An 18,953-nucleotide genomic window follows, 5' to 3' on the forward strand; every position below is an offset into this window, starting at 1 on the left:
AATGCGGCTTCAATTGCGAGCCTTCTGATCACAACAGAAGCAATGGTTGCTGAAGTTCCAAAGAAAGATACACCAATGCCTTCGATGCCTGCTGGCGGAATGGGTGGAATGGGCGGAATGGATTTCTAAGTTCTTATTCCATAGAAGTAATAAAGAAACGGGTCTTCTGTGCCCGTTTTTTTTATGCTTTTTCATGTTTTTCAACCGGTGAATTTGGTGATTTGATTGCTTTCAAGAATTGTTGATCCTGTGAAAGTTTTTGCGTTCTGCTCTTCAGAATGCGGCTTCAATTGCGAGCCTTCTGATCACAACAGAAGCAATGGTTGCTGAAGTTCCAAAGAAAGATACACCAATGCCTCCGATGCCTGCTGGCGGAATGGGTGGAATGGGCGGAATGGATTTCTAAGCTCTTTTCCATAGACGTAATAAAGAAACGGGTCTTCTGTGCCCGTTTTTTTATATATTTCTTTTGTTCATACGAATTTTCCTTTTATGACAGTTTCTTTATCTTATAGGATTGTTCTACTCTCCTCTGGTTGATCTACCGTCATTGTGAATGAAGCTCACTCTTAATCCATAGCTTTTTCTCTTGTTTTTATGAAATGTTTCTATTGTGTGGGGATCGTGGTTTCCTTTGAAAATATTGTGCTAATAAAAATATAACTCTTTGACTTATAGTCATTTATTCCTAATACAGTTCTATTTTTTCATTTTAGGTTTATGTATGCACCGTTAAAAAATCCTGTGTTTGTGCTTCATAAGGTGAGAGGTCACTACGGTTTTATGAACCAACGCAATCATTAAAAGTCAGTAGCTAAGAGTTAGTACCTATTGAGCGTTGGAAAGACAGAGTTGAAAAGAGCATGATGGGGCTGGGTTGTTTTTTTATGAATAAGATGCTGGTATTTCAAGCTTTTGCATAGGAGAATAAGCATCTCTCTGTTTCGTTGATCTCTGAAATGGGGAGACTGCTCCATTTGAGAAGCTTAAAGATAAAAGCTAATTTTTCGCCTTGCTCTCATCTTTTTTCGGTAAGCTCATCACCTAAACTGGAGCCAAACCCATGTTGTTATACTCAAGTTCTGTTTGTTGCCTATATTGTGACAGAAAATTCTTGAGTGGGGAGCAATTTTTGAGCTAAGGGGACCATGACAGGTAGCCGAAAAAAATCATTACGAGACAGTAGGCGCGCTTGTTTTAGAATTTTTAATGCTTCTGATGATAAAGGCACGCGAAATTCTGTTGTAGCCTCATGCCTTCTTTTCATATTTTCGAGCCAAGGATTTTCCATATATTCTCTTCAACTTGACCTTTATGCATAGAACATAAGGGCATTGGGAGGGTGGAAATTGAGAGGCAGGGAATTGAGAGGGTGGGAATTGGGAGGCAGGGAATTGGGAGGCATGGCATTGGGAGGGTGGGAATTGGGAGGCAGGGCATTGAGAGGCAGGGCATTGAGAGGGTGGGAATTGGGAGGCAGGGCATTGAGGAGGCAGGGCATTGGGAGGCAGGGCATTGAGGAGGCAGGGCATTGGGAGGCAGGGCATTGGGAGGCAGGGCATTGAGAGGCAGGGCATTGAGAGGCAGGGCATTGGGAGGGTGGAAATTGGGAGGGTGGGAGGAGCCGGCTTGCTTTTTTATTCAACGTAAAGATGAGAAGTTTTATGTAAGGCTACCATTACATTGCTTGTTTATGCGCTTCTTTAAAAGAAATGTCTTTTAATACAAATTCTTGGCAATGCTATTTATGAAGAGTATAAAATCATTTGGATATCAATAGTTTATTAAAAAAATGTACGTTGCTATGATCCTTTTCTTATGTTACCAAAGTTGCTGACTTACGCGTTGGTTAAAAATCTCTCTTCATGCCCTTAAATTCATTTCATGAAAGCGTTTGTGAAGAGCGCGACGTTTGTGAGGCGTGTAAAAATTTCTCGTGAGACGTGAAAAAATCATCAATAAAATCTCCGTGTTTTCAAAAAATAACGAATGGCTTTTTATATTTTAAAAAAAGATTTAACACGTCTCACGTTTTTTATTTATTTTAGAGCTGAATATTCGATTTTTGTGTAAAAATACTTCCCAGCACATCTATGATCCGTGAAAAATCAAGTGCTAATAAGAAAATGATGAATATAATCCACTTCGTATAGCGTGACATCATTTTTACACTTTTATACGTTGTGATGATTTCTTGTAGGATTTCTTTTTCCTTTTCTGTAAGCTCTGTTTTTTTTCTAGCCATGTTTCCACCCACACAAGCCTTCCCCTTGTTTGTTATGCTTTAAAATATCTCTTGCGAGATTTGAACTGATGATATTGAGATCTTTTTTGTCTAAATAAATGGGCATCCAACCAACGCAAGAAAAAGGCTCATTGATTGTTTTTATCGCGCAACCAGTGAGTAAGAGCAGCGCGTACATCAGCATCACTTTTTTGATTAATTTCATTTTCCACCTCTAGCCGTGTTGTTGATGACTTTAGCGTTTTTTCTATTTGCTTTTGTTGTTCAACCTTCTTTCCAAGAGTGAAAGCTTTTGCTAAAGCGATAAAAAAAGCGGTCAGAGCCGCTCCTGTTATCATCAGATTTTTTTTCAACCACCACATCATAAGCGCTGCTCCCGAAACCGTTTTGCCACAAAGAAAATGCCAACGCAGGCGGCTAAAACCATAATGGTTGCCAATGCCCATTGGATGGGACCATTGCCTGCCAATAAGCCCCCAAGTCCAGAAAAAGAACCAATAATCGGTGTAAGCGCTTCTGCTTTGAAAAATCCCATGGGTGTTTGCGTTTCTACGGTTTGGTAGTTGGGAGAAACATAAGCCCCTTTTGCCCATAATCCCGATTCTGCTGCACGACGGTGCACTAAACCGTGAAGACGTTTTCCTCCTGCTTTAGTCCACTTTTGTAACTCAGCAGGGACGGCTTCATATTCGCCATTATTGAGTTTTTTGAGCAGGGTCGAATTACAAAAAGCCGATGTTCCTATATTATAGCAAAACGATACGAGCGCGGCGAATTGTTCATCCGTTAAGGAAACCCGCACATGTTTTTCAACGGTATTCTCAAATTGTCTTAAATCTTGAGAAAGAACTTCTTCTGCTTGTTTTTCAGTAATGATCATGCCCTTGTGAACGAACGGTTTGCCAGCCGTGCTGGTATGACCATAGCCGATTGTCCACACCCCGATGGCATCTTTATAGGCATGTAAACGCAATCCTTCCCATTGTTTAATGAGTGCAAGCCCTGCTTTAGATATTTTTCTCATTTGCTTCTCCATAAAATAAAGCCTCACGTTAACGTGAGGCTGGTTGACAGATTAAAAATGAAATTTTTCACGCTTCAAAAACAGAAGAGATGTGAAACTTTTATGAAATCAAAAGGTTGGTTGTGACATCTTAGGGAATGGGGATAATGGTTGGCTAAGAGGGATAATGGTTGGGCAAGTGAGATAATGGTTGGGCAAAGAGGGGTAATGGTTGGCAAAGAGGGGTAATGGTTAGGCAAAGAGGGGTAATGGTTGGGCAAGAGGGATAATGGTTGGCAAAGAGGGGTAAATAGTTGGGCAAAGAGGGATAATAGTTGGGCAAGAGGGGTAATGGTTGGGCAAGAGGGGTAAATAGTTGGGCAAGAGGGGTAATGGTTGGGCAAGAGGGGTAAATAGTTGGGCAAGAGGGGTAATGGTTGGGCAAGAGGGGTAAATAGTTGGGAAAGAGGGGTAATGGTTGGGCAAGTGGGGTAATGGTTGGGCAAAGAGGGGTAATGGTTGGCTAAGAGGGGTAATGGTTGGCAAAGAGGGATAAATAGTTGGGCAGGCGTTTTCCGTTAAGAGAGGTTGTTGATTTTAAGACCTTGTCCTGGTGTTTTTGATGGAGCCTTCTTGGTGCGGGCGGTTGTTTGGTTGATGCACGATAAGCGTGGTCTATTGCGGTTGTTTGGTCGTATGGCATTGATGTGGGGGTGTTTGAGATACGAAGTGGATACTCTCAGAAAAACAAGACATATGCTTTTACTGAAGACGAAAGCATTAAATATTTTATGTATCAAGCGTTTTGCTTATCCAAATAGTCTCATTATTACAAAGAGCTTTGGGCTAACAAGAGCTTTGGAATTTTGATGCAATTTTAAGAGGGGATGGTTTTTATAGGACAATGGTGCTTTTTCTTTAAGAGGAAAGTTGTTTGCTATTTTTGTTTTATGAGCGCAAAAGCTGGTTTGCTTAGAGAAATCTTAGCTGTAAAGCAGCCTCTCTTCGTTCTTTGATGAATAGGAATATGGAAAAAGCCTCAATTACATCGATAAAGATTTGTATTCAGTGAGCCTTTTTTGGTGGGAGGAAACAGAAATAGTTTTTCCTTCTGTTGTTCTTAAGTTTTTTTCAAATCTCTCCCTCAGGGTTTCACCTTTTTTGTTTACTGTTTCATGTTCAGCATCCGGATTGGCTTTTAAATAGTGTTCTAGACGTCTTCTTCCTTGTGTGTGTTTATAAAAAGTGGTTGGAAGATAGGAATCTAACTTTTCAGCAGATAAAGATGAATTTTGTTCACATAATGCACCCTTAACATTATCTTTGTGCAGTCTTGCTAATTTATCAGATTCAAGATGAAGCTTTTTGGCAAGGCTTAAGCTGAACATCCCACATTCAGAAGAGCTTCGCTGAATATCCATTTCTGCCGTGGTAAAAGAATAAGGAGGCAGTTGAAGACATTGAAGGGTTTGATTTATTTTTATCCCTAGTTTGCAAGCTGTGATATTCTGAAATGTTGTAGGTTCAAGCATAATCAAAGAGATTTTGTCATCAACTTTTTGATAATCAAGGACGGCAAAGTGGATTTTGCTTCCCGAATTGACTATAAATCGGGCAGATTTTGCGTCGCTCTCAACGACTTCTTTTAGTGCGTGCGAAAACTCTTCTGCTGTAAGAGCCAATTTGAGATTCATGTCTGGATATTTGCTGTTTGCTTTTTCTACGAGAGCCGGCATCAATCTAATATCTGTGTTTTCATAATAAGCGTTAATCCAACGGCCGGTGACGAGATCATCTTCTAAGCCTGTAATAATATCTTTTAATTCGTCAGAACTTGGTGCAACATGTTCTTCTTCTGTTTGGATGGAACTTTGCATCAAACGTGCAATAAGGTCTTCTAAGGATTCATTTGCACTTGCCCCTTCTGGTGTTTGTGAGGAATGAGGGAGGGAAGAATCTTGTGGCTTCATACTATTAGCCTCCATATTGATAATTGGTAGAAAATAATATTTTCTTCAATTCTGGCTAAACAATGTTTGCAGGAAAGATTTTTTAGCTAAAAAAAACAAAGAGATGCAATCATCTTTATTTAAAAAAATTGTTACGAAAGACAAAACCCCACGCTTTTCAGAGTCAAAGGCAAGGTATCTTTTTGTCTTTTAAGAGATCATGTTGCTTACTGTTTGCATCTTTAGCTCTTTACTTCTTTCAAAGGGAAAAGAAGATTTGCTAACAGCAACTTATATCTTACCGTAAANGAAGATTTTTATATTAAAAAACAAAGAGATGAACTCATCTTTTTTAATTTTTTTGTTACGAAAGACAAAACCCCACGCTTTTCAGAGTTAAGGCAAGGTATCTTTTTGTCTTTTAAGAGATCATGTTGCTTACTGTTTGCATCTTTAGCTCTTTACTTCTTTCAAAGGGAAAAGAAGATTTGCTAACAGCAACTTATATCTTACCGTAAAGCCGCAGAGCTTCATTCTTTGTGGATGTGGAATAGGGCTATGGCAAATGCTTATTACATCATTAGAGATTTGTATTCTGTTGCTCTTTTTCTGTGTTGTGAAACAGAAACAGTTTTTGTCTCTGTTGCTACCAAGCTTCTCTCAAACCTCTCGTTTAGGGTTTCGCCTTTTTTGTTTACTTTTTCATGTGCTGCTTCTGGATTGGCTGTTAGATATTCCCTAAGACGTCTTCTGCCTTGCACGTGTTTGTATAAACGAGCTGGAAGATATGGATCTAATTTTTCAGCAGGTAAAGGCNCAAATGCTTATTACATCATTAGAGATTTGTATTCTGTTGCTCTTTTTCTGTGTTGTGAAACAGAAACAGTTTTTGTCTCTGTTGCCACCAAGCTTCTCTCAAACCTCTCGTTTAGGGTTTCGCCTTTTTTGTTTACTTTTTCATGTGCTGCTTCTGGATTGGCTGTTAGATATTCCCTAAGACGTCTTCTGCCTTGCACGTGTTTGTATAAACGAGCTGGAAGATATGGATCTAATTTTTCAGCAGGTAAAGGCGTATCTGGTTCACATAACACACCCTTAATATTATCTTTGTGTAGTCTTTCTAATTTTTGAGCTTCGAGATAAAGCTTTTTAGCAAGGCTTAAGCTGAACATCCCACATTCAGAGGAACTGCGTTGAATATTCATTTCTGCCATGGCAAAATGAATGTTAGGCAATTGGTGATGTTCAATGGATTGTCGCGTTCTTAATGCCAGTAAGGCGGGGAGTGTGTCACGCAGTGAGGTAGGTTCTAAAAATATCAGAGATGTCTTGTCCCCTATGGTTTGATGATCAATGACAGCAAAATGAATTCCCCTATCTTTTGCGTTAACGATCAGCCTAGAAGATTTTATGCCCTTTTCGAGCGTTTCTTTTAGTGAGAGTGCAAAGTCGTCAGGTGTCATTGCAAGTTTAAGATTCATCTCTGGATATTTACGATTTGCTTGATCTACCAAGGCTGGCATCATGTAAAGATCTAAAATATCATAATAATTTTTGATCCAACTGCCATCGGCATTATGTTGTTCTAAACCAGCAACAATATCTTTTAACTCGGCACGGTTGAAAGGAGTGTTTTTTATTTTTTCGATGTTAAGCCGTTCTAAATGTGCAGCAAGAGTGTCTAATGATGCATTTGCATGCGCCCCTTCAGGTGCGCTTGCGCCTTCTGGTGTTTGTGAGGAATGAGGTGGGGGAGAATCTTGTGGCTTCATAATCTTAGCCTCCATGCTGATGATCGATAGGTGGTATTATCTTCTTCAATTCTGGCTAAACAATGTTTTGAAAAAAAGCCTTTGCATCTTGAAAGGTGAGGCGATGAGAGCATAATGATGCCGTTTTCATATTTTTATGCGTGTATTGCTCATTATTGCTGTGATGTATGATATTGGTATTTTATGGGGGGATTATTAGGGCGTTCTGTTGGGAGCCCTTAGTGAATACGACTTGTTTTGAAAATCTCAAAATTATGGGGCTGTTGGTGATGCAAATTGGGTGATGCAAAAGAAAACAGTCAGAAAAAGACGAAAGATACCTTCAAACCGTAAAGTTTTAAACATTGTCGCGAAACACACTGTTTATAACAGTCTATAATAATGCGAAAATTTTATGATGAAATCTGGACGCAGAAAACCCCTTACCGCACCTGTCATTAAATACGATTTTTCATATTCTGTCAACCGCAAAACGATTATTTTTCCTTTTTTATCGTGGAAAAAAATCTACAGAAAAAAGCTCATTCATTAGCTATGCAGCAAAATATCTTGTTTTAATGGAAAAGTTTTTGATGTGGCAAAAAACATTTTCTCCTTTGAGAAAGGCGTGGACAAGATGAAAGGAGAATTGTGGTTTTGAAATCCGTGGTATTTTATTGATGAAATTGGGAAGGCGGTGATTGGAAGGTGTTGCGGGGCAAAGCTTTAGGTGTTGCGCAGAGGGTGTTCCGAGGGGGATGACGAGGTGGGGTGTTCCGTGGGTGGTTAGAGGCGTGATGGCTCTTCGAGTGGCTGTTGGGGTCTCTAAAGGTTTCTGTATAAAGATTTATTGAGTAAACGCTTTTTCTCCTTTGAGAAAGGCGTGGACAAGATGAAGGGAGAATTGTGGTTTTGAAATCCGTGGTATTTTATTGATGAAATTGGGAAGGCGGTGGTTGGATGGTGTTGCGGGGCAAAGCTTTAGGTGTTGGCGATTTGTGGGGGCGATTGGGGTTGTGCTGGCTGTCGTATTAGCGGTGGTGTGATGGGTGGAGGGTTATCGGTGCAGTTGTTGATGAGGGAGAAGATTGTTGGTAGGGGCTTTTTCTTTCCTTTAAGGGATGATGCTTTTAATTGTGTCAAAGATCAACGGGTTGTTTTAATGATAAGCTATTGATTTATAGTGGATATTTTATCGTTATTTATCTTGAATGAGAAACCCAGATTATGCTGAAATAAAAGCCATAGCTTTTGTCCGTCATAAGATCAGGAAAGCCATATAGAATTGTACAAGAAAAGACGTAAAATGACGATAATGAATTGTCTTAAAAGCTAAGGATGTCGCGATATTGGGCGAAGTTTATGATGAGGGTGGTTTGTTACAATGGGGGTAGAGGGGAGAATGTTGCTGTTTTAAAGAGGGGCAAAATATTTATCCTGCCCATGCCGTGAATATGCCGTGAATTATTGTCCTTTGAGGCATGGTTAAGTGAGGCCATGGGTAGATTAAGGTTAAGTCTCTTTGACAGGTTGAAGTATTTTTTTAAGGGCGTGGTGGATATTTTAAAGCTTGTTTGTTGTGCGCTTTAAGCTTGTTAATTCTATGAAATTCTATGAAAGGGCAAGTTCAGTGGATCTCAAGTGCACCCTGCCAAAAGGGGACTTTATAAAGGAGCTGGTTATAAAGAGGCATGTTATAAAAGGAGAGGGGAATCTTTATCCTGTGAGGGGGAGGAAACGATGAGTGTTTTTAGCAAAGGCTCTTTTGGGTAGAACTGTCAAAATGTTTATAAAGGGCATCAAGAATAATACGCAACGAACCAACAAGATTAGGCAGCGGTTGATCTTCTATAACAAGATAGTGTAATGCCGCATGAAAGTTGTGTTGACGATGTAGATATTGTGCTTCTTTAATCGCTTCTTGCATATTTTCATAGTGTTCCGTTGCTCTTTGGACCCATTGCTTTTTTGCTTTCTCATCTGATGCGCTGTGCGTAAAACCATCATAATAACCGTTTGGTAAACCTTTTGCACATAAATAGTCGTTTCTAATTTGCAAGTATTGTTGTGCCGTGTCATATTGCTCTTTACTGATGCCTGATGAAGCCTCTTTATAGCCAAGCAAACAAAGACGCCCAATATAGGTCCCAACAAGCGGATTTTTCGCTTCTTCGAGGCTTAAACCAAAGTGTTTTGCACGCATTTCAATCGCAGATTGAAGCGCAGATTCGCTGGAGCTTTGGGCACGTGAAATACGTCCTTTGGGCTCTCGCTTTCCTGTTATTTTCGGTCTACCGCGTTTTTTACGTATTTTCATGAACTTAACCATTTGAATGAAAAAGAAACTGTCTGTTGATGGGGGACAGTGATGTAAAAAGCACTTGGCGCAAATATTGGGGGGAGCAAATACTTAAGAGGGGGAAAATACTTAAAAGGAGGAAAATACTGGGGGGGGAGTGAGCAAATACTGGGAAATATCAGCCGTTGCAGATCAAAAAACAAACGATACTAAAGGCGTTTTAAATGCAAAGAAAAGCAACGGTGTGGGGCGAAAAAATCATCTTTTTTATCTTATCCCTATCAGTCTTATCTTCCGCCCCTATCATGCTTATTTTTTCATGGATAGCGAATTATTTGCTTTTTAAATATTTCTTAACTGTTCTTGAGAGATTGAAGGAAAATTTTTGTCAAATGTGAATGAAAAAATAAGAATGGATTTTAAGGGCATGTCATCGTCTTTTCTAATGGGAAGTTTTTTCTAATGGGATTATTTGTCTCTTTTTTCACGAGCGCTTTGTGGAAACTTTTCAATTCTACTTTTGAAAGGTCATTGTTTTCTTAAGTTGGGAGCTTGTTATTTGGGTTCTCTTATTTTTTTGTTGGTGGGCGCTTTCCCAAGATATTTGATATACATCACGCTGTTAAGCATATTTTTATCCTTTATAGGAGATATGTTGTCTTCTTTTGAGTGGCAGAGAGCGGCAAAAAGCAAACCTCCGTATCCTATTATAATAGCATAAGATGCTCTATGTTTTCAAATAAAATATCGTTTATCGGCTTAAAATAAACTGTGAATGATCTCGCTATTTGGTTTGGTATTTCCTTTATAAGTATCCTTTATAGAGTATAAAATTTTCCGTTTTAATGGATCTCATCATAAGACGAGGGGATGTCGTTTAAAGGAAGGATGCATTATCGAAAGAAGCTGTTTTTATAAGAAGAAAATGCCTTTATAAAAAGATGCTTTTATGGGAGATGCCTTGATGAATGTAGGGGCTGTATAAATGTGGGGGCTGTGAGATATTTCATCTTTAATGAAGCCTTTTTAATTAAGAAGCTTTCAAATGAGGATTAAGGTTGTTTGTCGCGCGCTTTTCATACTGGATAATCGGTTGCTTGTTCGACTTTGTGTTGTGTTGCTTTTTAAAGAGCCATGTCTTAGGGCTCTCTTTTGACCATTTCGCAAGGGTGCTCATGAAGGGTATAACGATAAAGTCCCCCAATGAAATCCATATAAAGTTTGAATACTATAAAATCTATTGCACACTTCCATTTTTACGCTTGTGAAGAAGAAAGTCCATAGCATCACACATTTTGCCAGCTCTCATTGTTGCGACAGCCCTTGGCATTTGAGACGCTTCATTAGAGGCATTTATCATCCTTTCTTAATATTTTACTCTATATGGCTCTTTCTGCTTGTAACGCGCAAGAGACATGGTTTGGATTGGCCCAATATGGAACAGGTTTGGAATAAGACAATCCTATGCTATTTAGGGTTCTCATTTAAGGTGCTAAATAATAAATTGTTATAAATCAGTATGTTATTAGTAAAATTTTACACATCATATATTTTTTAGATTGAATATTTTTGCTTGTTGAGTTTTGTGAAACATTGTCTTTTAAGGTGTGGGTCATAGATAAGGAGACACAATAGCGTTTGTGCTTGTAAGCCTGAGAGATTGTATGTTGTCGCGTATAGGGAATTTAAAAAAATAGACTTAAAAAGTCCTATAGCACGGGTTTCATGGTGAAAAGAGTGCTCGATAAATCGGTTTTTCTGGTTGCATGTTTTCAAAGAGTGAGTGGGCATTTTAGAAGTGAGAAAATATCCATATGATCGAAGATAAATCACAACACCAATCTATCCATGAGGAAAATACGGCTTTTGCATCACAGCCAGGGGTGAATCAGTCTGCAGTTTTTAAAAAATGGACGGCTCTCTCAAGAAGAGATTACGTCATCATTTTGTGTTGGGCTATCCCCTTGTTGGTGCTTTTTGCCGCGACTGTCTATATGAGCCCTTTGGAGTTTTTTCACATTATATCTAAAGAACAGTTTCAAGCACTGGAGAAAATGGAACAAGGAGATCTTCGAAAAATGACTAAGGAGATTTTGAAACAGCCTTTTGAAAATAATCCTGCTGTCTTGTTTTTGCGTAACGTAGGATGGAATGGTGTTTGGGCTTGTTTATGTTTCTTACCGCAAATGATTTGGTTTTGTCTTGTGCTGTTCTTTCCATTCTTTTTTGTCTTTAACGCCATCTCTAAACGGGATGTCAAGGAAATGATGAAGCTGTGGGATACATTGCCAGAGCAGCAACAGTTAGACAACCAATCTCTCAACAGAACACAATAGGGAAACGAGAGGCTAATTCTTTTGTAAGGAGTTTTGGAATGTTGATCACAGGAGGGTTGGGTGCTTTCATGTTTCTCGGGGAGATCATGATACTGTTTTCTACCGTCATGACAATCTTTGCACTTTATTATTCGTTGATAAAACGGACAATATTGTTGTTTTGGATGCGGCGCAAATTAAAAAAGGGTGCAGCGCAGAATTTGAGGCATAATCAGGCAGGAGGGAAAGGACAGAATACAGTTTGTGCAATAGAATTAAGCCCCCTTTCTTTTAAAGAATCTTTGGAACTTTCAAGAAAAGATTATTTTATCATCTTTTTTCTAGCCTTCATTGTGATTGTGTCTCTTACAGGTTTGATAGCTTTTTTTTCTTTTCTTATAAAATCTGCGATTGTTTTACACGGTTATATGGTTCTATTGTTTACGGTTGGCATGTTTGTCATGCAGCTTCTGTTGTGGTTCTGGCTATGGATTATTGTTTTTTTACCTGTCATTTTAATTCTCCATAGTTTCCTTCAGTATGGCGTGGAAAAAACAATGAAGAGGTTAGAAACATTTGTTTGAGCAGAGGATAAAAATGATGATTTCATATCAATGCGATAGGGGGGAAAAATGACTATTGTTATAAAATGTTTGGCTGTTTTAGGGATCACCATCATTGCCATTTTAATGGCTATAGTTATGGTCAGGCTTCCTTACCTGTTGATCAAGCATATGAGGTTATCTTTTAAAATCGCTCAAGACTTGAAAAAGAGTACGATGCAACAAAAACAAGCCATACAACAATTGCGCAATGATCAGGGAGAAATGAAAAGACACAATCTTGTGCATAAGACCCTTGATGCGAAAATGCGCTTTCTTAACTTCAAAGAATCTCTGCCTCTTTCTTCAAAAGAATGTAAAATAATCTTTTTTATCTTTGTCCTCTTTTCTGTTTTGCGGGCTGCTTGCTCTATCGCAAATTTGGTATGGTGGAAGAGTGATATGATCAGCGGGATCATGTCACTGTTGAACGCTTCTCTATGGATTGGATTTCTTCTCTTTTTTCCGATCATTTGGGTGATGTGCATAAAGTTAACAAGAAAATTGAACAAAATACTTCCACAATTGGAAGAAGCAATAAAACAACGCGATCAGGCAATTCGTCTGCAGAATGGGCGTGGAGGATAAAATGACGGGTAGTCTTATAACATTAATAGCCATTTCTTTCCTGTTATATATGATCGTAAATATTTTATTGTGGGTGCCAGTTTGGACAATTTGTTACTTGTTTATCAAGCGTGCGAGGCTTTATTGTCGCGTGAAAAAGGAACTGAAATGCGTGCTGAATGAACGCGATATTGCCTTAAAACAGATCTCCCAAAAATAAAAAAGCAGCAGAATGTTTGATAAAAAACAGCTTTCTCTTGTTTGGCAAGACTATAAAAAAATATTCTATCTTTCTACGGTTATAGTGACTGCTCCAATAGTTATAACTGTTGTCGTTAAGATATGGAGAGGGCAGGACTTTGTTTCTCTTGTCGTATTCGAGCCACTAGCATGGATGCTTGCCTGTGTTTTTTTATTCTTACCGATTGTTTTTATTATGCGTTTTATCGTGACCCGTCAGTTGAACAAAATGATACGGCAATTAGAAGAAGAGGTTGAGCAGAAAGGAGCACCCGTCATATTATACGATGTGAGCGAGGGGAAAGTGAGCGAGGGGAAAATGAGCGAGGGAAAGTGAGCGAGGGGAAGTGAGCGAGGGGAAAGTGAGCGAGGGGAAGTGAGCGAGGGGAAAGTGAGCGAGGGGAAGTGAGCGAGGGGAAAGTGAGCGAGGGGAAAATGAGCGAGGGAAAGTGAGCGAGAGAAAAATGAGCGAGGGGAAAAAGTGAAGAGAGGCTTTTGTTGAGCCTTGCTTTTGACTTGTTCATTAAGGTGCATGGGTGTACTTCTCGTTTTATGCTTTTTTATATTTGTGTCGTGTTTTTTAAAGAATTGGTGCTTTTGCTTGAGAGGTGCTCTTGCTTGAGTGGTACTTTTGTTTGAGTGGGGATTCTTGTGAGCTTTTAAGGGGGAAGTGAAGAGGGGCTGCTCTTGGATTTTACTTGCTGTTGGTGTTTTCTTAAAGAGTGAAAATCTTGTAACTTATTTTCTTTTATCAAGCATAAAAATGTGTCTTACCAAGCGATATTGAGAGCGAAAAATCGATACTTAAAGCAAAAGATATTCTGGTGTTTGGGGAAGAAGAGCCCATTTTCTTGCAGGTGGAGAGGTAAGACGCATAGAGAAGACGCGCCAAAAGCTTAAGTTTTTGATCAAGACGTTTTGCTCCATGGAAAGGGCAACAGTGCTTTTAAAGAGCTTGGGGTGGAGGGGGGAAATTGAAAGAAAAGAGAGATATCTATTTATTTACGAGACCGTTATTTATTTACGAGACCGCTAAGGACAGTTTCTCTCTCTGGATGAAAAAGGTTTTGTGCAATTTGGTTATGGAATTGTGAGAGGTGCTGGTATTCATGCGGCGGCTTGCCAAATAATTAATCCTTATCATTTTGAGGCTTTATCATTTTGGGGGGGCCAGATTGACAACGAGGCATTGAGGCAAAGGGGTGGGTTTTAAGGAAAAGAGATTGAAAATTTTTGAGGAAAAGGTGAGCGTAGGGCGTTTACGTCGTGTGCTTGAGGAAGCTTGAGATAAGGCGATGACTGAGGTTGATCTGGGACTGAGGTTTATCTTGGCCGCGTGTTTGGGCTTTCAATATGGGGGCACCACCTTGGGGAAAGGGGTGTTTTGGCTTGTAAGCGCCTCACGTATAGTGCTTCATGTATAAGCGCGTATAGGGCAAATGAATAAAATACGTAGAGGGGATTTATAGTGCTTGCATTACTCTGAGAAGGGTGCTAAGCGAATTTACCGCGCTGGTGGCGTGCTATCAAATATTGAAGAGTGGGAATTTTAGAAGTGGGGGAGTATCCGTATGATCGAAGATAAATCACAACACCAATTTGCCCATAAGGGAGATAAGGCTTTTGTATCGCAGCCAGTGTTGGATCAATCGGCAACTTTCAAAAAATGGATGATGCTTTCAACAAGCGATTATATCATCATTTGTTGTTTGGCTATCCTCTTGTTGGTGCTTTTTTCCGCGTCTGCCTATATGAGCCCTTTGGAATTTTTTCACGTTATATCCAAGGAACAGTTACAAGAACTGGGAAAAATGAAACAAGAAAGTTTTCAGGAAAGTCTTAAACACCCTTTCCAAAATCCTATAATTCAGCATGTTCTTGATGCGGGGTGGAATAGTGTTTGGGCTTTTTTATGTCTCTTACCGCAAATAATTTTTGGCGTTCTTTTTGGGTTGTTTCCGCTCTTTTTTGTCTTTAACGCCGTATTTAAACGGGATGTGAAGGAAATGATGCTACAATGGGAAACCTTGCCAGAGCAGCAACAGCTAGACAACCAATCTCTTAACAGAAGACAATAGGGGGAAAAGTGACCGCTTCTTTAATCATTGGAATGTTGATTGCCGTAGGGACGACAATTTTTATTTGTTCTACAATTTTTATGGTATTCCTTTCTACCATGGTGACAATCGTTGCACTTTATTATTCGTTGATAAAACGGACAATCTTGTTATTGGCGACGCAGCGAAAATTAAAAAAGGGTACAGCGCAGAATTTGAGGCATAATCAGGCAGGAGGGAGAGGACAGAATACAGTTCTTACAACACAGTTGCGTGCCTTTTCTTTTCAAGAATCTTTGCTTCTCTCAAAAAAAGATTATTTTATGATCTTTTCTATCGCTTTCGTTATGGTTGCACTTTGCACAGGTGTTGTCGTTTTTTCAGCTTTTCTTCCAAAATCTGCGGTTTTTTTGCACAATTACGCGCCTATAGTGCTTCACATTATTGATTTTGTCATGAAACTGCTGTTTTGGGTCTGGGCATGTATTGTTATTTCTTTACCTGTCATTTTAATTCTCCATAGTTTCCTTCAGTATGGCGTGCAAGAAACAGTAAAGGAATTAGAAACATTTGCTTGAGAAGAGAATAGAAATGATGATTTCACATCAATACGATAGGGAAAAAAAGGGAGCATTATGATGCAACATTTAGCTTTTTTAGGGGGCATCGTCATTGCCATTTTAATGGTTATGGTCATTGTTAGGCTTCCTTACTTGTTGATCAAGCATATCAGGTTATCTTTTAAACTCGCTCAAGACTTGAAAAAGAGTACGACGCAACAAAAACACGCCATACAACAATTGCGCAATGATCGGGGAGAAATGAAAAGACACAATCTCGCCCATAAGACCCTTGATGCGAAAATGCGCTTTCTTAACTTCAAAGAATCTCGGCCTTTTTATTCAAAAGAATGTAAAATAATTCTTTTTATCCTTATTCTCTTTGCTGTTTTGCAATCTGCTTTCTCTATCGCAAATTTTGTATGGTGGAAAAATGATAATGTTGCCTTTATCATGCAGCTGTTGAGCCTTATATGGTTAGGGGTTCTTCTCTTTTTTCCGATCATTGGGATCATGTGCATAAAGTTAACGAGAAAATTGAACAAAATACTTCCACAATTGGAAGAAGCGATACAACAACGCGATCAGGCAATGCGTATGCAGAATGTGGAAGGGGGACAAAATGACGAGTAGTCTTATAACATTAATAGCCATTTCTTTCCTGTTCTTTACGCTCTTAAATGTTTTAATATGGGCGCCAATCGTTGTCATTTATTACCTGTTTATCAAGCGTGCGCGGTTGTATTGCCGCGTGAAAAAGGAACTGAAATGCGTGCTGAGTGAACGCGATATTGCCTTAAAACAGATCTCCCAAAAATAAAAAAGCAGCAGAATGTTTGATAAAAAACAGCTTTCTCTTGTTTGGCAAGACTATAAAAAAATATTCTATCTTTCTACAGTCATGGCGACTGCTCCAATAGTTATAACTGCTGTCGTTAAGATATGGAGAGGGGAGGACTTTGTTTCTCTTGTCGTATTCGAGCCACTGGCATGGATGCTTGCCTGTGTTTTTTTATTCTTACCGATTGTTTTTATTATGCGTTTTATCGTGACACGTCAGTTGAACAAGATGATACGGCAATTAGAAGAAGAGGTTGAGCAGAAAGGAGCACCCGTCATATTATACGATGTGAGCGAGGGGAAAGTGAGCGAGGGGAAAATGAGCGAAGGGAAAGTGAGCGAGAGAAAAATGAGCGAGGGGAAAATGAGCGAAGGGAAAGTGAGCGAGGGAAAGTGAGCGAGGGGAAAGTGAGCGAGGGAAAGTGAGCGAAGGAAAGTGAGCGAGGGAAAGTGAGCGAGGGAAAGTGAGCGAGGGGAAAGTGAGCGAGGGAAAAGTGAGCGAGAGAAAAATGAGCGAGAGAAAAATGAGCGAGGGGAAAAAGTGAAGAGAGGCTTTTGTTGAGCCTTGCTTTTGACTTGTTCATTAAGGTGCATGGGTGTACTTCTCGTTTTATGCTTTTTTATATTTGTGTCGTGTTTTTTAAAGAATTGGTGCTTTTGCTTGAGAGGTGCTCTTGCTTGAGTGGGGATTCTTGTTTGAGTGGGGATTCTTGTTTGAGTGGGGATTCTTGTGAGCTTTTAAGGGGAAAGTGAAGAGGGGCTGCTCTTGGACTTTACTTGCTGTTGGTGTTTTCTTAAAGAGTGAAAATCTTGTAACTTATTTTCTTTTATCAAGCATAAAAATCTGTCTTACCAAGCGATATTGAGAGCGAAAAATCTATACTTAAAGCAAAAGATATTCTGGTGTTTGGGGAAGAAGAGCCCATTTTCTTGCAGGTGGAGAGGCAAGACGCATAGAGAAGACGCGCCAAGAGCTTAAGTTTTTGATCAAGACGTTTTGCTCTATGGAAAGGGCAACAGTGCTTTTAAAGAGCTTGGGGTGGAGGGGGGAAATTGAAAGAAAAGAGGGACATCTATTTATTTACGAGACCGTTATTTATTTACGAGACCGCTAAGGACAGTTTCTCTCTCTGGATAAAAAAGGTTTTGTGCAATTTGGTTATGGAATTGTGAGAGACGCTGGTATTCATGCGGCGGCTTGCCAAATAATTAATCCTTATCATTTTGGGGCTTTATCATTTTGGGGGGGTGCCAGATTGACAACGAGGCATTGAGGCAAAGGGGTGGGTTTTAAGGAAAAGAGATTGAAATTTTTTGAGGAAAAGGTAAGCGTAGGGCGTTTACGTCGTGTGCTTGAGGAAGCTTGAGATAAGGCGATGACTGAGGTTGATCTGGGACTGAGGTTGATCTTGGCCGCGTGTTTGGGCTTTCAATATGGGGGCACCACCTTGGGGAAAGGAAATTGTGCTATCTCTCAAGTGGCTTCTTCTTTACTTGCACACCCTTGGGGCTTTGACATTGCTTGCTGATGTTAACATTTGGCAGCTTTCTCATAAAAGCTTTATGGAAGATGAAAGTTTGGGCTTTGAAAAAAAATATCGAAAAAATCAATTTGGGCCGGTTTTGTTGTTGATGATTCAAATCGTCATAAAGACAAAGCAACCTCGTTACGCTTTTCTTGCACTCGTTTGCTTCTTCTTTAGAAAGCAGCTTATCTTCCTGAAAATAAAAAGAGCACTTAGAATTTTAGAGTCAGAGACCCAAATTTGTGCAATAGAAGAAGATATTTTATGAAAATTTGATCGACGAGAAAAGAGAAGCCTTAAGACAGCAGAGGATATATTGTGGGGAATAAAAACATGATGTTTGAAGTTGATGAAAAAAAAGCACCCCTGATATTGTCTTTTAAAAGATGAGGGATACAAACGCTTGATATTGATGAACCCTCATCCATTGTGAGGACGAAAGCTTCGGTTCATGAAAATGGCTTGAAAATTGAAACAAATGAGGGATAAAAAATGAGGGGCAATGGAAAAAATGCACCATTGTATGAAGAGTTACGGTCTTTTTCGCTTGAAGAAGCGTTTTTGACAAGCAAAANCCATTGTATGAAGAGTTACGGTCTTTTTCGCTTGAAGAAGCGTTTTTGACAAGCAAAAATTATAAAGTCATCTTTTGCATTGCTTTCATTATTACCGCTTTTAAAGTGGCACTCGTTATATTTTTTGAGTGGGATTTGACAGAGTGGTCGAATTATATCCTGTTCATTTTAACATTAATATTGGGTTTTATATCAATGCTTCTTTTTGTGCTCATTCCTGTTGCCTTTGTGGTCCGTATCATCTTTACGCGTTTGTTGAAAAAAAAGATCGATAAGTTGGATCAAGAAATCTGGCAGCGAAGAAAAACCGCTTACCAACAAAACAGCGCGTGAAGGGCGGGCAGAAAATGAATACTGGTCTTTATATATTCTCATGCGTTGTAGGAGAGACCTTCTATTCGTGCGATGTTTGAAGGTGATGGAA

At 39.4% G+C, this 18,953-nt stretch carries 22 protein-coding genes and 2 pseudogenes; 14 read left to right on the top strand and 10 right to left on the bottom strand.

Features of this window, described 5'->3' with window-relative positions; translation table 11 throughout:
• Nucleotides 1-200 precede the first annotated feature (200 nt).
• Nucleotides 201-406 (top strand): annotated as a pseudogene (groEL, locus tag ACFIK7_RS00735) (chaperonin GroEL); the annotation flags it as partial.
• A gap of 687 nt (nt 407-1,093) precedes the next feature.
• On the opposite strand, the gene ACFIK7_RS00740 reads toward groEL, so the two are convergent.
• On the bottom strand, nt 1,094-1,291 hold the full coding sequence (locus ACFIK7_RS00740) for a hypothetical protein (protein WP_375630965.1): 198 nt from the start codon (nt 1,289-1,291) through the stop codon (nt 1,094-1,096).
• Between the two features lie 73 nt (nt 1,292-1,364).
• On the opposite strand from ACFIK7_RS00740, the gene ACFIK7_RS00745 reads away from it, so the two are divergent.
• Nucleotides 1,365-1,565, top strand: coding sequence for a hypothetical protein (locus tag ACFIK7_RS00745; RefSeq protein WP_375662752.1), 201 nt, complete (start codon nt 1,365-1,367; stop codon nt 1,563-1,565).
• Between the two features lie 479 nt (nt 1,566-2,044).
• On the opposite strand, the gene ACFIK7_RS00750 is transcribed toward ACFIK7_RS00745, so the two are convergent.
• The 4 genes from ACFIK7_RS00750 to ACFIK7_RS00765 are packed head-to-tail and all read right to left on the bottom strand — an operon-like array spanning nt 2,045 to nt 3,269.
• Nucleotides 2,045-2,245 carry a hypothetical protein gene (locus ACFIK7_RS00750; protein ID WP_273790904.1) on the bottom strand — a complete coding sequence of 67 codons (201 nt, stop codon included), beginning with the start codon at nt 2,243-2,245 and terminating at the stop codon, nt 2,045-2,047.
• Entirely contained in the window at nt 2,238-2,450 is a 213-nt protein-coding gene (locus ACFIK7_RS00755; RefSeq protein WP_273790903.1) for a hypothetical protein, read from the bottom strand. The genes ACFIK7_RS00750 and ACFIK7_RS00755 overlap by 8 nt, the downstream gene beginning before the upstream one ends.
• Nucleotides 2,374-2,610 (bottom strand): hypothetical protein, encoded by a 237-nt coding sequence (locus ACFIK7_RS00760; RefSeq protein ID WP_273790902.1) that lies wholly within the window; start codon nt 2,608-2,610, stop codon nt 2,374-2,376. The genes ACFIK7_RS00755 and ACFIK7_RS00760 overlap by 77 nt, the downstream gene beginning before the upstream one ends.
• Entirely contained in the window at nt 2,607-3,269 is a 663-nt protein-coding gene (locus ACFIK7_RS00765) for a lysozyme (protein WP_375662753.1), read from the bottom strand. The genes ACFIK7_RS00760 and ACFIK7_RS00765 overlap by 4 nt, the downstream gene beginning before the upstream one ends.
• 570 nt (nt 3,270-3,839) lie before the next feature.
• Here ACFIK7_RS00765 and ACFIK7_RS00770 point away from each other — a divergent pair.
• Nucleotides 3,840-4,118, top strand: a complete 279-nt coding sequence (locus tag ACFIK7_RS00770) for a hypothetical protein (RefSeq protein WP_375630970.1) — start codon at nt 3,840-3,842, stop codon at nt 4,116-4,118.
• Nucleotides 4,119-4,291: 173 nt separating this feature from the next.
• Here ACFIK7_RS00770 and ACFIK7_RS00775 read toward each other — a convergent pair whose 3' ends face one another.
• The 4 genes and pseudogenes from ACFIK7_RS00775 to ACFIK7_RS00790 form a co-directional block, all read right to left on the bottom strand.
• Nucleotides 4,292-5,218, bottom strand: coding sequence for a YopJ/AvrA family T3SS effector serine/threonine acetyltransferase (locus ACFIK7_RS00775; protein ID WP_375662754.1), 927 nt, complete (start codon nt 5,216-5,218; stop codon nt 4,292-4,294).
• 551 nt (nt 5,219-5,769) lie between these two features.
• A pseudogene (locus ACFIK7_RS00780) lies at nt 5,770-6,012 on the bottom strand (intracellular effector); the annotation flags it as partial.
• A 12-nt stretch (nt 6,013-6,024) separates the two neighbouring features.
• Nucleotides 6,025-6,969, bottom strand: coding sequence for a YopJ/AvrA family T3SS effector serine/threonine acetyltransferase (locus ACFIK7_RS00785; RefSeq protein WP_375654358.1), 945 nt, complete (start codon nt 6,967-6,969; stop codon nt 6,025-6,027).
• 1,729 nt (nt 6,970-8,698) lie between these two features.
• Entirely contained in the window at nt 8,699-9,265 is a 567-nt protein-coding gene (locus ACFIK7_RS00790; RefSeq protein WP_375630973.1) for a hypothetical protein, read from the bottom strand.
• A 139-nt stretch (nt 9,266-9,404) separates the two neighbouring features.
• Between ACFIK7_RS00790 and ACFIK7_RS00795 the strand changes: the two genes are divergently transcribed.
• The 11 genes from ACFIK7_RS00795 to ACFIK7_RS00845 all read left to right on the top strand — a co-directional run bounded on the left by ACFIK7_RS00795 (nt 9,405) and on the right by ACFIK7_RS00845 (nt 18,222).
• Nucleotides 9,405-9,593, top strand: coding sequence for a hypothetical protein (locus ACFIK7_RS00795; RefSeq protein WP_375662755.1), 189 nt, complete (start codon nt 9,405-9,407; stop codon nt 9,591-9,593).
• 1,468 nt (nt 9,594-11,061) lie between these two features.
• On the top strand, nt 11,062-11,583 hold the full coding sequence (locus tag ACFIK7_RS00800; RefSeq protein ID WP_375637793.1) for a hypothetical protein: 522 nt from the start codon (nt 11,062-11,064) through the stop codon (nt 11,581-11,583).
• A 38-nt stretch (nt 11,584-11,621) separates the two neighbouring features.
• Nucleotides 11,622-12,146 carry a hypothetical protein gene (locus tag ACFIK7_RS00805; RefSeq protein WP_375630975.1) on the top strand — a complete coding sequence of 175 codons (525 nt, stop codon included), beginning with the start codon at nt 11,622-11,624 and terminating at the stop codon, nt 12,144-12,146.
• A 48-nt stretch (nt 12,147-12,194) separates the two neighbouring features.
• Nucleotides 12,195-12,752: a hypothetical protein gene (locus tag ACFIK7_RS00810; RefSeq protein WP_375659870.1), complete on the top strand. Its 558-nt coding sequence runs from the start codon at nt 12,195-12,197 to the stop codon at nt 12,750-12,752.
• A gap of 211 nt (nt 12,753-12,963) precedes the next feature.
• Nucleotides 12,964-13,308 (top strand): hypothetical protein, encoded by a 345-nt coding sequence (locus ACFIK7_RS00815; protein ID WP_375662756.1) that lies wholly within the window; start codon nt 12,964-12,966, stop codon nt 13,306-13,308.
• 1,234 nt (nt 13,309-14,542) lie between these two features.
• Entirely contained in the window at nt 14,543-15,049 is a 507-nt protein-coding gene (locus tag ACFIK7_RS00820; RefSeq protein WP_375662757.1) for a hypothetical protein, read from the top strand.
• 8 nt (nt 15,050-15,057) lie between these two features.
• Nucleotides 15,058-15,606: a hypothetical protein gene (locus ACFIK7_RS00825; protein ID WP_375662758.1), complete on the top strand. Its 549-nt coding sequence runs from the start codon at nt 15,058-15,060 to the stop codon at nt 15,604-15,606.
• Between the two features lie 57 nt (nt 15,607-15,663).
• On the top strand, nt 15,664-16,221 hold the full coding sequence (locus ACFIK7_RS00830; RefSeq protein WP_375662759.1) for a hypothetical protein: 558 nt from the start codon (nt 15,664-15,666) through the stop codon (nt 16,219-16,221).
• A complete protein-coding gene (locus ACFIK7_RS00835; RefSeq protein WP_375662760.1) occupies nt 16,211-16,408 on the top strand; it encodes a hypothetical protein in 198 nt (65 codons plus the stop codon). Before ACFIK7_RS00830 ends, ACFIK7_RS00835 begins: the two co-directional genes overlap by 11 nt.
• 12 nt (nt 16,409-16,420) lie before the next feature.
• On the top strand, nt 16,421-16,825 hold the full coding sequence (locus ACFIK7_RS00840) for a hypothetical protein (RefSeq protein WP_375662761.1): 405 nt from the start codon (nt 16,421-16,423) through the stop codon (nt 16,823-16,825).
• Nucleotides 16,826-17,946: 1,121 nt separating this feature from the next.
• Entirely contained in the window at nt 17,947-18,222 is a 276-nt protein-coding gene (locus tag ACFIK7_RS00845) for a hypothetical protein (protein ID WP_375662762.1), read from the top strand.
• A 499-nt stretch (nt 18,223-18,721) separates the two neighbouring features.
• On the opposite strand, the gene ACFIK7_RS00850 is transcribed toward ACFIK7_RS00845, so the two are convergent.
• Nucleotides 18,722-18,953: hypothetical protein (locus ACFIK7_RS00850; protein ID WP_375662763.1), on the bottom strand; the 232-nt coding region annotated here is incomplete at its 5' end.

Origin of the sequence: Bartonella sp. CL266QHHD (assembly GCF_042195355.1) — a bacterium.
Classification (GTDB): domain Bacteria; phylum Pseudomonadota; class Alphaproteobacteria; order Rhizobiales; family Rhizobiaceae; genus Bartonella.

Coding starts and splice junctions, on each gene's coding strand:
- ACFIK7_RS00835 (WP_375662760.1), top strand. CDS start 16,211: ATGACGAGTAGTCTTATAACATTAATAGCCATTTCTTTCCTGTTCTTT.
- ACFIK7_RS00740 (WP_375630965.1), bottom strand. CDS start 1,291: ATGGAAAATCCTTGGCTCGAAAATATGAAAAGAAGGCATGAGGCTACA.
- ACFIK7_RS00810 (WP_375659870.1), top strand. CDS start 12,195: ATGACTATTGTTATAAAATGTTTGGCTGTTTTAGGGATCACCATCATT.
- ACFIK7_RS00775 (WP_375662754.1), bottom strand. CDS start 5,218: ATGAAGCCACAAGATTCTTCCCTCCCTCATTCCTCACAAACACCAGAA.
- ACFIK7_RS00785 (WP_375654358.1), bottom strand. CDS start 6,969: ATGAAGCCACAAGATTCTCCCCCACCTCATTCCTCACAAACACCAGAA.
- ACFIK7_RS00765 (WP_375662753.1), bottom strand. CDS start 3,269: ATGAGAAAAATATCTAAAGCAGGGCTTGCACTCATTAAACAATGGGAA.
- ACFIK7_RS00755 (WP_273790903.1), bottom strand. CDS start 2,450: ATGAAATTAATCAAAAAAGTGATGCTGATGTACGCGCTGCTCTTACTC.
- ACFIK7_RS00830 (WP_375662759.1), top strand. CDS start 15,664: ATGATGCAACATTTAGCTTTTTTAGGGGGCATCGTCATTGCCATTTTA.
- ACFIK7_RS00790 (WP_375630973.1), bottom strand. CDS start 9,265: ATGAAAATACGTAAAAAACGCGGTAGACCGAAAATAACAGGAAAGCGA.
- ACFIK7_RS00820 (WP_375662757.1), top strand. CDS start 14,543: ATGATCGAAGATAAATCACAACACCAATTTGCCCATAAGGGAGATAAG.
- ACFIK7_RS00760 (WP_273790902.1), bottom strand. CDS start 2,610: ATGATGTGGTGGTTGAAAAAAAATCTGATGATAACAGGAGCGGCTCTG.
- ACFIK7_RS00750 (WP_273790904.1), bottom strand. CDS start 2,245: ATGGCTAGAAAAAAAACAGAGCTTACAGAAAAGGAAAAAGAAATCCTA.
- ACFIK7_RS00800 (WP_375637793.1), top strand. CDS start 11,062: ATGATCGAAGATAAATCACAACACCAATCTATCCATGAGGAAAATACG.
- ACFIK7_RS00805 (WP_375630975.1), top strand. CDS start 11,622: ATGTTGATCACAGGAGGGTTGGGTGCTTTCATGTTTCTCGGGGAGATC.
- ACFIK7_RS00815 (WP_375662756.1), top strand. CDS start 12,964: ATGTTTGATAAAAAACAGCTTTCTCTTGTTTGGCAAGACTATAAAAAA.
- ACFIK7_RS00840 (WP_375662761.1), top strand. CDS start 16,421: ATGTTTGATAAAAAACAGCTTTCTCTTGTTTGGCAAGACTATAAAAAA.